Raw genomic sequence first — 16,228 nt, 5'->3', positions numbered from 1 at the left:
GCACTTCCTTATTATACAAGTAAACCGAATTTTTTAAAACCCAGGAGTAGACAAACCACTAATAGAAATACAAAAATGATCCCAGAAATAATTCGTTCATGGATATTAAACTCATCAGAACGATCTGGTACAGCTAAAGCAGAGGCTACTAAAAGCCCGCCGATCAAGCCGCCAATATGTCCCATGATATCCACAGAACTGCTAAATAAATTAAAAATCAAGTTGATTCCGATAAATGTCGCATAGCGCTGAACCATAAACGAGATTGCTGGATTGTTTCTAAAATGACGCCCTAAAATCACAAAGGCTCCAAATAAACCAAATAATGATGTACTCGCTCCTGCAGAAATACTAAGTGGTGAACCAAAAGTAAAACTAACAATATTCCCCGCAATTCCACTTAGTAAATAAATAACAAGATAGCGCCAATGACCATAAATACTTTCAACTTGTGAACCAACATAATAAAGTGTCACCATATTCACTGCAAAATGCAACCAGCCAATATGTAAAAACATTGGGGTAAAGAAACGCCAATACTCCTGTAAATTAAGAATTTCTCCACGAGACATCGCTCCCCAACGAATCAAGACCATACTATTTTCTGAACCGCCAGAAATCTCCATCCCTAGAAAAACAATTGTTGTGATTCCAAGTAAAATATACGTGATCAAAGGCTGCTTCAATATTCTTTTGATTTTCATTTGTGTTTGATAATTCATATATTCCTCCTAGCTGATAAATAATCGTTTCACAGGTAAATCAAAGGATTCTACCTGCCAACTTTCCTGAATCTGTTCACTAAATACCAAACTACATGTTTCTCCTTGATACTGTTGGAGGAAACGATCATAATAACCTCCGCCAAAACCAATACGAAACCCCTCATGCGTAAACACAATTCCGGGTACAACTAACAAATCGATTATTTCAGCCGAAACTTCTGGTGCAGCGACAGGTTCTTCTACGCCAAATGCTGTTTTTTCAAAAATCGTTTCTGGCTCAACCAAATGAAACGTCAACTTTCTATCTTTCGTTGCTATTGGCATCAGCATTTTTTTCCCTTCTGACCAACCTTTAGACAGCAAAATATGGGTATTGAATTCAAAATCCAGCGGCTTGGTAATTGCAATTGTTTGCGCTTTTTCCCAACACGGATCATTGAACAAAGATTGACTGATTTCACGCTCTTTTTGCTCTTTTAGCGTTGGATGGTCATGCAGCCATTTTAAGTTCCTTAATCCCAATTTTCTTAAACGTGCTTTCTCCACATCCAACCCCTCCTAATTTAAAAATATAACAGGCTCCTTTTGTCTCAACAGAGTTTCTCTTTTTTCCGAGAGACAACCCTTTGCCGCTAGAAAGAAAATTACACCACAATCTATCGTTTTATTTACTTTCTTTGCATCTTTTGACCTTACTCTGTAGTTTATAGAAAAATAGTCCAAATAGCAAACAGATTTCTAGTTTTCTATGGTAAAATCTAGTCTTTTTTTCATCCAATTACTGATTGCTTTATATACCTCGTTTTTTTCATCTTCTAACAGAATTTCATGACGTAACTCTGCAAATAATACAAGGGATACATCCTTTATTCCAGCCTTGTCTAAATCTTTTGCGACCTTTCTAGGACCTTTGCCGAAATCACCAACAGGATCTTGCTCACCACTAATAACCAAGATCGATAAATTTTGATCGATCTTCTCTGCCCAGCCAGTACGATTAGCTCCATCAACTAAGCGAAATAGTGTATAGAAACCATTATTTGTAAACGTAAAACCTGTTAACGGATCATTTTCATAGCGTCTAACATTGTCCTGACTTTTACTCAGCCAATTAAATCTACCTGCTTCTGGAAATTGCTTGCTAAAATCACCGAATGCTAATTGATCCAGCCGTTCATTTGTTTTTTCCGGCGCAGTTAAGTTCAACGTATTCGTTAAAGAGAGCGCTACAGGTAGCAAGGTAGCTTTTTTCCCCGTTCCCATAAAAATGGCTCCGCTTATTTCTGGTTTATAGAATTGCAAATAATTACGCAATGCAAAAGAACCCATACTATGCCCCAGCATAAAATGAGGTAGCTTCGGATAATGTTCAGTTATCCATTCCTTGATCTGATGAATATCTTTCAATACAAAAGAAACAGGGTCTCCTTTACCAAAATAGCCATGTTTTGCAGCATCTTTGGTGACAGATTCGCCATGTCCCAAATGGTCATGCCCAACAACGACATAGCCTAGACCATTCAAATATTCAGCAAAATCATGATAACGTTCGATATATTCCGCCATTCCATGAATAATCTGAACAACTCCAATAGCTTCTTGTTCAGGTTCCCAACAGATAAAATGGCTCATTGTTTTTTGATCTGATGACAAAAAAGTATTATGCAGCATATTCGTACCTCTTCTCAATTGATAGTTTTTATTATAAAGTATTCTCAGTAAATGAAATAGTGAAATGAGCGTTTTCTTTTTTATTTTTACAGCCTTAGAACGTATTGAAAGGAGAAACGAATGAAAATCCAACTGATTGGAGCATCTGGTACTGGAAAAAGTACTTTAGGAGAATATATTGCCAAAAAAGAACAAATAAAATGGATCGATACGGATCGCTACCTTTGGAAAGACGATACCTTTACAGAAAATCAACCAATTGCTCAACGCTTAAAAATGTATCAAACTGATCATGAAAAGTTTGAGCAATTTATCGTTTCCGGCTCTGTATTTTCTTGGAATCCTAATGGTTTCGCTGATCGAGATTTATTAGTCTTTCTCACTTTAGATGAATCACTCCGATTCCAACGCTTGATCAAAAGAGAAATAGCTAGAGCTGGAGAAGATTCCCTTTGGCTAGATGAAAACGGTAATCAGACAAATGATTTTTTAGAGTGGTGTAAAACGTATTATATATCGAAAGATTACTCAAAAATCGGAACCTTTGCTGAACACAGTTACCAAATCCAACACTCTAATAGTCCTGTTTTAAAGATAAATAGTGATCAACCATTAGAAGATTTTTATCAAACAATCATGAAGACCCTAAAAAAATACTAATAAAAAAGCCTCTTACAACTTGTTTTTAAACAGCGGTCGTAAAAGGCTTTTTTTTATTCTTGTGGTTGTAATGTAATAACAGGATTTACTGAGTTTTCAACGGTGATTTCTTCTGTTCCATAGCGTTCGCCTAACACATACTTCGCCATGTGAATCGCCCGATCGCTCATTCGTTCTAAATTAGAGGCGGTATCAATAAACAACACACCATCGGCAGCACGACCTTTGCCGCTATTCATGATCGAAATATATTTTTTACGAAGCAATTTAACCATTTGATCAATTTGTTCTTCCCGATTCAACATATGTTCCGCCATTTTTTTATCATCATTTTCAAAAACGATCAAGGAATCACGAATATTCTTCAACACTTTTTCAAATAGATCTACGACATCTTCATCATATAATATCAACGTGTCTCTATCAGAAACTTTGCCGGCTTTTTTCTCTTTGGCTTTTTGTTTTTTTTCAAGATGGATTGCTTCGTTCAGATTTTGAATAATGTTACGACAATGATCGCCAATTCGCTCTAAGTCTTTTGTAAATTCCAACATCATCGTTTGTTCATGACTTTCTGAAATTGTTAACTCTGTAGCTGAAAGCTGGACTAAATACTCTGTCAAACGATTATCCATATCATTGATCGCCGTTTCATACTGATGAGCGTTTTCCTTATCAATAGTATCTTGCTTTTCATAATAGGCTTTCGTTGCTTCAAAAGCCCCTAAGACATATTCACCCATTTGTAACAATTCGATCTTCGCCTGATTCAATGCTAATGTTGCTGAATTTTGAATGATCGATTCATTGAGATTGGATGGTTTAAAATCAATACTTTTGTCTTTTCCTGGAATGATTTTTCGTACAAGCAACTCGATTTTATCAATAAACCAAAATTGAATCAGCAAGTTTGATACATTAAACAACCCATGCGCAACCGCAATCTGCATTGCTGGTTTTAAATGTAACACATCAGAAATACGTACCACGACCGCTGTAAATGGTGTTAGAAGCGTTGTAAAGATAATCGCACCTACTAGATTGAAAATCACGTGAGACGCTGCAGTCCGCTTAGCAGCAACGCTGACGCCTAAAGCTGCAATAACTGCTGTGATCGTCGTCCCAATATTATCTCCAAACAAAATTGGCAATACCGATTCGATTGCTAAGCTTCCTTGACTATACAATTGTTGCAAAATACCAATCGTTGCACTGGAACTTTGTAAAACCATCGTAAGTAATGTCCCGATTCCAACTCCTAAAACAGGATGATGAGATACATCAACCATCAAATCAGCGAATTGAGGTAAATCACTTAAAGGTGCCATACCATCACCCATTAATTTTAACCCGTAAAATAAACAACCGAAGCCAAATAAAATCTGTCCGACATTATTCACTCTTTCTCTTTTTGAAAAGAAAAGTAAAATCGAACCGATACCCATGATCGGTAATGAATACGAACTTAAATTAAATCCGATGATAAAAGCTGTCACAGTAGTTCCTACATTGGCTCCCATAATAACACCGATCGCTTGGCGTAAAGACATAAACCCAACACTGACCAGTCCTACAGTCAGAACAGTCGTACCTGAACTACTTTGAATAATGGCCGTAACGATCAATCCAGCTAACACTGACCGTAGCGGTGTAGAAGTAAACGTATTTAAAATTTCCCGTAATGAATCTCCAGCAGATTTCTGTAGACCATCTCCCATATACTTCATACCAAATAGGAAAATCCCTAATCCTCCGAGAAAAGGAAATAACATTTCTTGATAGGACACACTTTTTCCTCCTTTATTTGAAAAGCTAGATAGTACATATTATTTCCAATGAACTTGTTCAACTCAGACTAAAAATAGGAAAATCTAACTGAGAGTCTTTCCAAAAAATTTAGCTGACAATATTAAAAAATATAAAAACACCTTCTTTTTAAGAGTACAAAAAAACAAGCCTCTTGTAAATAAAAGATTCAATTATTTCACAATAAAGTTATTATGACGTTATTCTTTAACCAACAAAAAAGAAAAAAGAGCTGAAAGCCTATTGCTCTCAACTCTTGACTCTTATATATAATTAAACCATCAGCATGTAAACACCTGACGCTATTGCCGCTCCGATCACAGGTCCTACGATAGGAACCCAAGAATAACTCCAGTCTGAATCACCTTTCGTTGAAATCGGCAATAATTGATGCGCTAAACGAGGACCAAAATCACGAGCAGGATTGATTGCATATCCTGTAGGTCCGCCTAAAGACAAACCAATTGATAAAATCAATGCTCCCACAACTAGTGGATTTAATCCATCAGTAAAACTGTGTTGTGAAAATGAAAGTAAGCCTAATACTAAAACGAAAGTACCAATCACTTCAGTCACCATATTCGCAGGATAATTGCGAATTGCAGGACCAGTAGCAAACGTCCCTAAAATTGCACCTTGATCTTCTGTTACTTGCCAGTGAGGCAAATACGCTAGCCAAACCAAAACTGCTCCCACAACTGCTCCTAGCACTTGAGCGATAATAAAAGGAACAACCATACTCCATTCAAAACTTCCGGTCATCGCCATAGCAATCGTCACCGCTGGATTTAAGTGAGCAGGTCCCATATATCCTGCAACATAAACTGCAATCGTTACAGCCATCGCCCAACCAAAAGCAATCACGATCCAACCAGATGCCGCAGATTTACTTTTCTTTAAATTAACTCCTGCACAGACGCCATCTCCTAAAAGAATCAAAATCATTGTGCCTAAAAACTCACTGAAAATCTGTGTCATATTTGAAGTATCCATTTTACTTCGTCCCTTCTTTTAATGTACTCAAATCAGATTCTGCTATTAATCGGTTTAACTCATTTGTATAATATTCTTCTTGTTCTTTAGACCAACTATAATATCGACTCATTTCAGAAATTACACCTTGCTTGACTTCATCCAACGTATCTCTCATGAAAAGTAAATGATTAGTTCTACGAACGAGATAATCTGCTGGTGTAAGCACCATTTCATTTTCTAAGGCATAATGTAGCGCCAAAGTTTCAGCTAAACTTAAATTTGTTACTGCTTCAGTTGTAGCAATTTTTTCAAAAAGTTCAATCACGTTTGATCCATATAAATGAGTAAGATATTCTGATTCTTCCTGCGACAGCCCTTTTTCAACACCAATTCTAGCAAGTTTATTCAGTTCACTTTCCACATTTGCTACATCGATATCGCCCCCTGAAACGGGGTATGTTTTTGAATCGATCAATTGGAAGTCACAATTAAATTCTTCTTTCAAAATACGTTGAATTTCTTTCAAAGCGCCTTCCGCCATTTTACGATAATCTGTTATTTTACCACCAGATAAGGTCAATAAACCATCCTCTGAGCGCTCTAACAAACTACCACGTGAAACTGCTGAAGGATTTTCTTTACTTTCAGCTAGCGAATCTTCTAAGTGATTTAGGACATTTTCTACATCAAAACGTGTTGCTTCTTGCTTTTTGTATTTATCAACAATATCGATCACTTGATCGAAACTTTCATCAGAGACTTTGCCATTATTACCACCGTTATAATCCGATCCACCATTTTCTGAAATCAACGGTCTAAGACCTGCCCAGCTTGCTTCGATGTCATCGATTGTTATGTGAGCTTTAGGATAATGGCTATTCACGATTTCCAATAAGTAGTCGACATCTTCTTGTGTAACAGTAGGATGTTCATAGTCACCTTTATAATCCGTATCTGTCGTTCCAAAATACGTTTTTTTCTCTCTAGGAACTACGAATACCATTCGTCCATCATGTTTGCCTGTATCAAAATAAGTAGGTTGAGGTACATGTAATTTACTGCTATCCACAACAAGGTGAACACCTTTTGTCGGACGCATTTGCGGTACTAGATTTTCTTTTGTATCTAAACCGCGAACTTTATCTGACCAAGGTCCAGTCGTGTTGATGACGATTTTCGCTTTGATTTCAAACTGTTCACCTGTCAGCAAATCTTCTGCTTTTACACCAATGATTTTACCCTCTTCATTTTGAATAAAGCTAACCGCTTTGACCTTGCTGACCATCAGACCACCGTCAGATGCGGCACGTTTGATATTTTCAATCACGAGACGAGCATCATTGTTTCTAAAATCTAGATAAACGCCACCACCTTGTAATCCTTCACTTTTTAGTTGAGGTTCTCTTTCCAATACTTCTTCTTTTGTTAGTGTATAGTTTTCATACTTTGTGCCGATCACATTCGCCAAACGGTCGTAAAGATCCATCGCTACTTTAACTGAAAACATATTGAATGTGGCTTTTGGTTCGTCATAAATCGGTAAAAGCATGGGATCTGGTTTGGGAATGTGAGGAGCAATTGCCTGAACAACTGCCCGCTCTTGAACTGTATCTGCCACAACTTCTACATCAAAATTTTTCAAATAACGAATTCCGCCATGAACTAATTTAGTTGAACGAGATGACGTACCTTCTGCAAAATCCTGCATTTCGATCAGACCTGTTTTCATACCGGCAGCGCTAGCTTGTAAGGCAACACCAGCACCTGTGATCCCGCCACCAATAATCAGTAAATCTAATTCTTCAGATTTCATTTTTTCAATTGATGCTTGCCTGTTTTTGATTGAAAATGTCATACCACTCACTTCTTCCTTTATTTTGATTTATGTTTGAACATTTGTGTGGCAGCAACTGCTTGTTGCCAACCTTCGTATAAATCGTCCCGCTCTTCATCAGACATTTTCGCCTCAAACACTTGGCCATCTTCATAAAATTCTTTCAACTCATCTAAATCTTTCCAAAAGCCAACTGCTAAGCCTGCTAAAAAGGCTGCACCCAAGGCTGTTGTTTCTAAGTTTTGAGCTTTTTGAACAGAAGTATTTAAAATATCTGCTTGAAATTGCATCAATAAATCATTATTCGCAGCGCCGCCATCGACTTTTAAGATAGGAATAGCGATTCCTGTATCTTTTTGCATTGTGTCAATGATGTCCCGCACTTGATAAGCAACTGATTGCAATGTTGCTTTTACAAAATCTTCTCTTGTTGTTCCTCTCGTTAAGCCAAACACTGCTCCTCTTGCATCTGAATCCCAATATGGTGCACCAAGTCCTGTAAAAGCTGGTACAACATAAACTTCATTTTTGTTATGAGATTCATTTGCTACGGCTTCAGACTCTGCCGCTGTTTGAATCATCTTCAACCCATCACGTAACCACTGAATGGCTGAACCAGCTACGAAGATACTTCCTTCTAAAGCATAGTAAACTTTTCCATTGATTCCATAACCAACTGTTGTTAGTAAATTATTGTTGGAAAGCTGAGGTTTTTCACCTGTATTCATCACAATAAATGAACCAGTACCATACGTATTTTTAACCATGCCAGGTTCAAACGCCATTTGCCCAAACAACGCTGCTTGTTGGTCACCAGCCATACCTGAAATCGGAATTTCACTTCCATAGAAGTGATAATTCTTCGTCAAGCCGTAAACTTCAGAATTCGATGTTGCTTTTGGCAGCATCACACGTGGAATATTTAATATATCTAAAATATCTTGATCCCAATCTAAATCGTGAATATTGAATAACATTGTACGACTGGCATTTGAATAATCTGTTACATGGGTTTCTCCACCCGTTAATTTCCAAACTAGCCATGAATCGATCGTTCCAAATAATAGCTCTCCTTTTTCAGCTCGTTCTTGTGCTCCTTCAACATGATCTAAAATCCAGCGAATTTTTGTTGCTGAAAAGTATGCATCTACAATCAATCCAGTTTTTTCATGAATCATATCGCCATGTCCATCTTCTTTTAGTTGATCAGCGATTGGTGAAGATTGACGAGATTGCCAGACAATCGCATTATAGATCGGCAAGCCTGTTTGCTTGTCCCAAACGACTGTGGTTTCACGTTGATTGGTAATACCAATTCCGGCGATATCAGAAGGTTTAACACCAGACTCGATCAAAGCACCTGCAATCACAGATTGAACGGAATTCCAAATTTCATTTGCATTATGCTCTACCCAACCTGCTTTAGGAAAAATTTGTGTAAATTCTTTTTGAGAACTACCGATATTATTGCCTTTTTTATCAAAAATAATTGCTCTTGAACTTGTTGTTCCTTGGTCGATCGCCATGATGTACTTTTGTTCTGTCATTGTCGTTTCCTCCTAATTTTAAAAGCGTAGTAGGCCTTCTTCCATTTTTATCTTGTTCTTGAGAGGTTAGCCTGTCAAGTTAGCCACTTTTTTTGAAAACGCTTTATATTTTATGTACTTATAATAATCGGAAATGGTTTCATAAAAACGTCATCTTTTTTTTTATTTCAAAAATAAATGAAAGTTTTTCAAGATACGCTTGCTAGATAAGTAAAAAATAATATTGTGACTGGGACATAACTCTACGTGCCATATCCCAGCCACATTTAAACTAACTCATCTTTTACCATGTAGTTCGCGAATTTTCATTCTGATTTGATTGATATCATAAGTCGATCCTAATTCGGATAACACATAAACCTCTTTTACAGATCGATAATTATTTGGCTTCATGACATTTGTGATCATCAAGTCATATGTCCGTTTGGAATCATAAGGCTCAATTGTTAAACCATTCAAATTTTTCAAGCTTAAAACTAATACCTGCGTCATTACTTCTTTATACAGATGATCCATCTTCAAATCAATTCCGATACGTGTTTCTCCGACAATCTCAAAATCAATGGTTGCCAACACACTTAAATACTTCACCAATGACCATTCATGCAAGCTATTTCCTTGTTCATACTTCGTATCAAAGCATTCTAAGCTTTTATCTAAAAGAACATGTGAGAAATCTGCTAATTGATGACTAGAAAGATGCTGTTCTTTTTGCCATATATTTTCCCGATCAAACAACTCCAACTCTCCTTTAAAAAAATACAGTCGGCTATGAATCTGAGAAAAATAATAAAAAATCTTTTTCTCTAATTCTGGGAAAAATTTTTGTGGACGATAATATAATATGACATGCTCCAACACAAACGTATCCGCCAAAGAAGTTGGGGTACGCCGCCCTCGAATCAAACTATACGCAGCAAAATCTGACTGGGCTAAAACCGACATACTCGTTAAAAAAATAAAATGCAGTAAACTTTCTTCTTCATCGATTTCAAGAGGATAACGACTAAAAAAACGGATCACAAATGCGCGCAATGTTTTGAAAAAAGGATCTTGTTCATAGCTTTTACTTTTGCTATATAATTCTTTAAATACTTTTGACTGAACCAAGATTCTTTTTTTACTGATTGTCAGCCACAAGCTAATTTTCAATTTGCTATATTCCTCAAATGAAAGAGACAACGCTTTTTCTAAAGCTTCGATGATTCTGGAGTTTTGAACAGTTAGTGTTTTTTCTTGATGAATCTCATAAGGGGTTAAAAACCAATAAATTTGAAAATAAAAATAACGAATCTGCAGTTCTTCTCCTTTTAATTGTCCATTACGGATTTTAAGCTCAAACTCTTGCAGCAACTGATTTAATTCTTTGATTTTTCTGAATAAAGAAGACTCACTGATCATAAATTTGGTCGTTAATTGAGCAATCGTAAATTCTCGATAATGAAATAAATGATCAATCAGCTGAAACTTGATCGAAGCCCGAACATAATCATCTAAAACCTTACTGACAGAAAACTGATCTGACATGTGGATCGCCACCCATTGTCCATCATAAAATAACGAACAATCTTTTTCATAGGGTTTCAAATAATAGCCTAGCTCTTTTAAATCACTTTCAAAAGAAGCCTTTGAGACACCTAAATAATCCAATAGCTCTGTATCAGCTATACGCCCACCAGCTAAAATTACTTTTCTCAAAATACCAATTTCTCTTGCTTCTTTTTTATCAAGTAATTCTTCAATCTTCATCTGCTTCACTCCATAAACCACCTAAAGCCAACTGGTTCGTTATATCTAGAACGTTAGAAAAATAAGGATGATACAAAAAATCTTTTTGGTAAAATTCTTCCAACGTTTGACCCATTTGAATACCAAGAGCAAGTGTGTTGATTTTTTCTAAGATATTAGCTTTTGAAACTAATTGAGCACCTAGAATTTTATGGCTGTCGACTTCATAAATAATTTTCCCGGTGATTTTTTCATTCCCTAAAAATGAGGAACTGTATTGTTCAACCTGTGAGGCGGCAATTGGCTGCTCATGAAATAATCCTTCTGCTTCGGTCAAACCCGTACTTGCTATATAATAATCGACAAGTTTCGTCCCAATCGTGCGAATTGACCCAACAAATGGCGTTGTTGATTCTACAAGATTTTGAGCAACAACCAAGCCCGTTCTTACTGCATTGTTCACTAATGGGATATAAAAAGATTCATTCGACAAACTATACGGTACTTGAATACAATCACCAATTGCAAACACATCTGCTTGAGAGGTTTCTAAGTATTCATTTACAATAACTGTCTGATCTGTATGTGTTTTGATAAATTCATCTAAATAACCCAAATCAGGCCGTACATTCATCGCAAAAATAGCAGAATCACATGGTAAGCGAGATTTTTTCGTCTCTATTATCAAACCGTCTTCTGTATCGTTAATTTTCTCTACAGTCTCATCAAAATGAAAAACGACTCCTTTTGCTTCTAGTTCTTCTTGGACTGGCTGAATCATTTCTTGATCAAAATACTTAAATAATAAGTAATCCATCCGCTCAAACAAATGTACTTCTTTCCCTTTTTTCACCAATGTATCGGCTGCTTCTGCTCCGATCTGACCACCGCCGATCAAGGCTACTTTATCGCTTGTTTCCAATTGCTCGATTGCTTGTATAACGCCAGGTAAAAATTTATATTTTAAAACCTTTTCCGAATCACTGCCCAGAATTTTCTGTGACCATTGACTTGAACCAGTCGCTAAAATTAATTTATCAAACGACAAAAGAGATTCTGTCTCTTGTGTCTCACATTTGATGGTATGCTGCTTTGAATCTACACTGATCACTTTTGTATTTAATAATAAGTGAATGTTTTTGTCTGCCAATTGCTTTTTTGAAATAAATTGAGCATCTTCGATAGGCTCAATCACTTCATTAAAATAAAGATTGATCCCACCTGGTAAATAACCAACTGTTTGTTGTTTTTCAATTAAATAAATTTCAGCTTTAGGGTGTTTTTTTCTAGTAGCTAATGCAGCAGATACTCCGGCAAAAGAAGCGCCAATAATCACAACTTTCAAAGTCAGTCCTTCTTTCCAATGAATAAAACGTTTTCCTAAAGAATATCATATGCTTAATCACAACGCATAGAGATACGCTGATTTTATTAGTTATTTTAATAAAAAAAAGATCTGCTTACTCAACAGATACTTGAGTAGACAGACCGTTTATATTTAGTTACATATTAATTTCCCTTAAGAAAAGCTTGGATTGCTTCAGCATTCTGCTGCTCATCTAGCTCAATAACACTGCCAGACTCTGTGTAATCATTGAAGTTCCATGAACCTTCTACCGGAACTGAAAGTGATTTTAATGATTTTACTTTTCCAGATAAGAAATCTTTAGCTAAATCGATCAAGAGGTTAGTTGGGACATTGGTATCGATTTTACCAACTAGTTTTCCTGCAACTTGCGGCAATTCCCAAACTGGAATCAAATCTTTTGACTGATCGATCAATGCATCCATAACTTGCTGTTGACGTCTTATACGACCAAAATCTCCTTCTTCATCCATTCTAAAACGTGCATATTGTAATAAGCTATTTCCATGCAACGTCTGCTTGCCTTTAAATATATCGACACCATCTAGATTGATATCTTTTTCAGCTTCGATCGTGACTCCTTTTGGATATAGCTCGTCAATAATATCACTGAACTCTTTAAAATCCATCACCACATAATAATTGATTGGTAAATTAAAATTAGTCTTCAGTACATCTTTTGTCATTTGCGCACCACCGTAAGCGTATGCTGCATTTATTTTATCTTGTCCGCCATCAGGAAATGTTACATAGCTGTCTCTCATGATCGAAATCAATTTAGGCTGTTTCGTTTTTCCATCATAGTGCGCGACCATAAGCGTATCTGAACGTCCTTGATCCTCGTCATCATCTCTCGAATCATTTCCGACTACCATCACAGTCAGTTCTTTATCGCTTGTTTGCTCATCACCAGTAAAATTTTGGTTTTTATCAGAAAGTTTTGCTTCACTTTTTTCTTTCGCTGTTTGAAATGAGATCGCTGCATAACAGCCTGCACTAACGACCACTAGGAGAATTGATAATAACGTAATAATTCCTATTTTTACAGATTTTTTCATTGTTGATTCCTTTCTACAACTCGAATGTTTTGCGGTGTATAAAAAAACCTCCACCAAGAACACTCAGCGAAGGGATTAGATTACAGTAGTTAAAACTCACGACGACCGCCAGTTATTACAACTTACCTAGATCTTCTCTTCGTTGAGTTTTAGCACTATATAACGTAAAAAGCATTGCTTTTAGCTGCTTTGAAAATCGCCTTAATTCGACGACTTTTGTCCTACCCGTGCCTGTCTTTCGACATTTCTGAGCAGCAGCCTATGTTTATATAGGAGCCTCACCTAACAAGTATTTAATTCATTTTACACTATAAGCGTATCGCCTCACAAAGTCAAATTAAAATTGGATAAATTCCCGCCAAAAACAAGTAGCTAGAAAATAAAACTACCGATTACTCAGACACTTACGTAACTGATTCAGTTAGTTACAATGATAAAATTACAGATAATCTTTATGGTTTCTTAAACATTTTTGCTTTTTTATTGATACTTCAAATAGATACCCGCTCGCAACCAACGTGATCTTTTGCCTATATCTCATGATTTAGATAGACATTTTCTGTAATATCTGTTTCAATGTTTAGAAGAACATACCTTTGGAGGATATAAATGGATAATTTTTTAGAGAAACAGCAAGAATTCTTTTTTAATTTTTTAACCGATAGCATTGATAACTTTTTATTAGATCACTCGGATGAAACATTTTATGCGTTTGCCCTGGACTGCAATATCCACGAAGAAGGTGAGATAAATCTCTGCTTTAATACGACAGAACTTTGGCAAGAAACAACCGACTACTATACAGCTAAAGGCTATAACAATCAGCAAATCGAACAAATGAAGTACAATGCCGGCGACTGGGATGAAGATCAACGTTTTACTTCTCTTCATTTATTTGATGATTGGGTGGAAGACGATGAAGATATCGAAACTGTTCTTGAATGGCTTTGTCAGCAAATGCTGCTCTTACTAGAAAGTGAGACTTTTCAGCGCATTCCTAAAACAGACGATTTCAAACTGTTAGTTTATGATCATGATGAAGATCCGTCTGACTCACACGATCGATTTGAAAAAATATCAGTTATTGACTATTTTCAAATCGACTAATGAAAAAGAGAATCAAAAATATGACGAGGACCTAACTCTGTGAGTCATCTTCCCCGTCATATTAGAAATTCGATAGCTAGTAAAAGCAAAAACAACTCATTTTGCTCTGTCCTCTACAGCACTTATCTACTATAATTTAAAGTCTAATTCTTCGATGTTGAAAAGTGTTGTCAAAATTTTATTCACTTTTTCAAATAAAGCTTTTTTATCGATCATTTGGTCCGTCGTTTCAATCGTTGTGTTTTCACTGAAATACGTTAAATGATCATATTCTTCTTTAAGTGTAACTTGGTGATCTCCTTTTTTATAAAGAATAAAATCATCTAAAACATCTGTTTCGTATTCTCTTTTGTACCCATTTTTTAAAACAATCGTTGTAATCAAAGAGTTGACTGATAACTCATCTAAAGGCATTGTTTGTTCATCGATCATCAAAGTATAATTTTCATCTTCAATAATTCCACAAGCATTGCAACCTCCATCCAATAAATTGACCGTTTTGGTGAGTATCGCTTTTTTCATTTTTACAGATCCTTTCCTTAGCTTCCATTATTTCTTTACATATTATAGCAAAGAATGACACCTAATGAAGCCTTGAATAGGTTAAAAAATGGTTAACATATAAATAACTTGATCAATAAAAACAGCTTATTTTTTGGTTAAATCCAGAAAATAGGCTGTTTTTATTAATTAATTCTGTTTTTTCTTACGCCACAAAATATATCCTTGAATAAGGACGAGTAAAGCTAATAAAACAATCACTAAAATCAACCACATAGGAACTTTACTTACAACCTTAGTTTCTTTATTTTCTTCATTGATTACCTTCGCTTGTTCCCTAGTAATCTCAAATTCATTTTCAAATGCCCATTTTTTCCCCTCTTGATTGATCAGCGTTTTACTGATATATTTTCCGGGTTGTAACTGTCTTTTGATTGGCACTGGAAAATCCATCACAGAATCTGGCGCCATTTCCAACGCTTCTTTTTCCAACTTGATCAAAGGAGTCTCTTCCCCTTTTTTTCGAATTTCAAATTTTAGGTTCATTTTCTTTGAAATTGCTGCATTTTTATTGCGAATCGCATGGATCACTGACATTTTTTTTCCTTGTTTAGATTTCGCTACTTTTACTGAATCCATTTCATAATCAGGTAAAACCGATGTATCTGTCTCGTTCAAGACAACACCGACAACATAATGAAATCGCTGATTGATGGTCACATCTCTATTTTTAGTTTCGCTTTCAGGTAAATTTTTGGTAAAACGCAGACCTCCTACAATAACACCATCATATTTTTCCTTTGGCATTTTCAAATGAAAACGAGCAATTTTCGTTTCATATGGTTGCAAAGAAATATTCGTCTCAAGAACCTTGATCAACGATTCAAAAGGATACTTCAAGCTTTTATCTTTGACACCTTTTAATGTGTAATCAATCATCCCCTCTTCAGTTGTCGTTGCATTTATCGCACTGACGGAGACAGAAATAGGTGCATCTTCTGGATTAACCAATTTAACTTGTAATTCTTGCTCCTCTTCTGGAAGCATCTTTAAATCAAAATATGATTTATTGATATCAACTTGATTTTGCGGAATAACTGCTTGTACATAAAAACTGTTTGTTTCTTTACTATTTTCTTGTGCAAAACCAGCTTTTGTATTCCATAAACTAAATAAAAAAATAAGTCCGATAGAAAATAATATATGAATCATTTTTGACCTAGAACAACCACTCATCTAAATCACTCCTT

The 16,228-nt window shown here is 35.9% G+C and carries 14 protein-coding genes and 1 riboswitch; of the genes, 2 read left to right on the top strand and 12 right to left on the bottom strand.

The window, feature by feature from the left end:
* Positions 1–11: 11 nt before the first annotated feature.
* From JZO69_RS10650 to JZO69_RS10640, 3 genes are all read right to left on the bottom strand, one after another.
* Positions 12–722, bottom strand: a complete 711-nt coding sequence (locus JZO69_RS10650; RefSeq protein WP_207112857.1) for a rhomboid family intramembrane serine protease — start codon at positions 720–722, stop codon at positions 12–14.
* Between the two features lie 9 nt (positions 723–731).
* Complete coding sequence (locus tag JZO69_RS10645; protein ID WP_207112856.1) at positions 732–1,271, bottom strand: 5-formyltetrahydrofolate cyclo-ligase; 540 nt, start codon at positions 1,269–1,271, stop codon at positions 732–734.
* A gap of 192 nt (positions 1,272–1,463) precedes the next feature.
* Positions 1,464–2,396 (bottom strand): alpha/beta fold hydrolase, encoded by a 933-nt coding sequence (locus tag JZO69_RS10640; RefSeq protein WP_207112855.1) that lies wholly within the window; start codon positions 2,394–2,396, stop codon positions 1,464–1,466.
* Between the two features lie 120 nt (positions 2,397–2,516).
* Here JZO69_RS10640 and JZO69_RS10635 point away from each other — a divergent pair, with 120 nt between their 5' ends.
* A complete protein-coding gene (locus tag JZO69_RS10635) occupies positions 2,517–3,056 on the top strand; it encodes an AAA family ATPase (protein WP_207112854.1) in 540 nt (179 codons plus the stop codon).
* Positions 3,057–3,109: 53 nt separating this feature from the next.
* Here the strand turns inward: JZO69_RS10635 and JZO69_RS10630 are convergent, their stop codons facing one another.
* From JZO69_RS10630 to JZO69_RS10600, 7 genes are all read right to left on the bottom strand, one after another.
* Complete coding sequence (locus JZO69_RS10630; RefSeq protein ID WP_207112853.1) at positions 3,110–4,843, bottom strand: Na/Pi symporter; 1,734 nt, start codon at positions 4,841–4,843, stop codon at positions 3,110–3,112.
* A 292-nt stretch (positions 4,844–5,135) separates the two neighbouring features.
* Positions 5,136–5,855, bottom strand: a complete 720-nt coding sequence (locus tag JZO69_RS10625) for an MIP/aquaporin family protein (protein ID WP_207112852.1) — start codon at positions 5,853–5,855, stop codon at positions 5,136–5,138.
* Position 5,856: 1 nt separating this feature from the next.
* On the bottom strand, positions 5,857–7,692 hold the full coding sequence (gene glpO, locus JZO69_RS10620) for a type 1 glycerol-3-phosphate oxidase (protein WP_207112851.1): 1,836 nt from the start codon (positions 7,690–7,692) through the stop codon (positions 5,857–5,859).
* A 17-nt stretch (positions 7,693–7,709) separates the two neighbouring features.
* Positions 7,710–9,218 (bottom strand): glycerol kinase GlpK, encoded by a 1,509-nt coding sequence (gene glpK / locus JZO69_RS10615; protein ID WP_207112850.1) that lies wholly within the window; start codon positions 9,216–9,218, stop codon positions 7,710–7,712.
* Positions 9,219–9,494: 276 nt separating this feature from the next.
* A complete protein-coding gene (locus JZO69_RS10610) occupies positions 9,495–10,967 on the bottom strand; it encodes a helix-turn-helix domain-containing protein (protein ID WP_207112849.1) in 1,473 nt (490 codons plus the stop codon).
* A complete protein-coding gene (locus JZO69_RS10605) occupies positions 10,957–12,282 on the bottom strand; it encodes an FAD-dependent oxidoreductase (protein ID WP_347401588.1) in 1,326 nt (441 codons plus the stop codon). Before JZO69_RS10605 ends, JZO69_RS10610 begins: the two co-directional genes overlap by 11 nt.
* Before the next feature lie 173 nt (positions 12,283–12,455).
* Entirely contained in the window at positions 12,456–13,370 is a 915-nt protein-coding gene (locus tag JZO69_RS10600; RefSeq protein WP_207112847.1) for an LCP family protein, read from the bottom strand.
* 128 nt (positions 13,371–13,498) lie between these two features.
* Positions 13,499–13,667: riboswitch (M-box (ykoK) riboswitch) on the bottom strand.
* A 312-nt stretch (positions 13,668–13,979) separates the two neighbouring features.
* Here JZO69_RS10600 and JZO69_RS10595 point away from each other — a divergent pair.
* Positions 13,980–14,477 carry a DUF4303 domain-containing protein gene (locus tag JZO69_RS10595; protein ID WP_207112846.1) on the top strand — a complete coding sequence of 166 codons (498 nt, stop codon included), beginning with the start codon at positions 13,980–13,982 and terminating at the stop codon, positions 14,475–14,477.
* 129 nt (positions 14,478–14,606) lie between these two features.
* On the opposite strand, the gene JZO69_RS10590 is transcribed toward JZO69_RS10595, so the two are convergent.
* Positions 14,607–14,999 carry a DUF4809 family protein gene (locus JZO69_RS10590; protein ID WP_207112845.1) on the bottom strand — a complete coding sequence of 131 codons (393 nt, stop codon included), beginning with the start codon at positions 14,997–14,999 and terminating at the stop codon, positions 14,607–14,609.
* A gap of 168 nt (positions 15,000–15,167) precedes the next feature.
* Positions 15,168–16,214: a WxLIP family cell surface protein gene (locus JZO69_RS10585; RefSeq protein WP_207112844.1), complete on the bottom strand. Its 1,047-nt coding sequence runs from the start codon at positions 16,212–16,214 to the stop codon at positions 15,168–15,170.
* Between the last annotated feature and the right edge of the window lie 14 nt (positions 16,215–16,228).

The sequence above is a fragment of the Candidatus Enterococcus ikei genome, assembly GCF_017316105.1.
Classification (GTDB): Bacteria; Bacillota; Bacilli; order Lactobacillales; family Enterococcaceae; genus Enterococcus_L; species Enterococcus_L ikei.
Note: the sequence above shows the minus strand (reverse complement) of the source record. Positions and strands in the feature narration are given on the sequence as shown.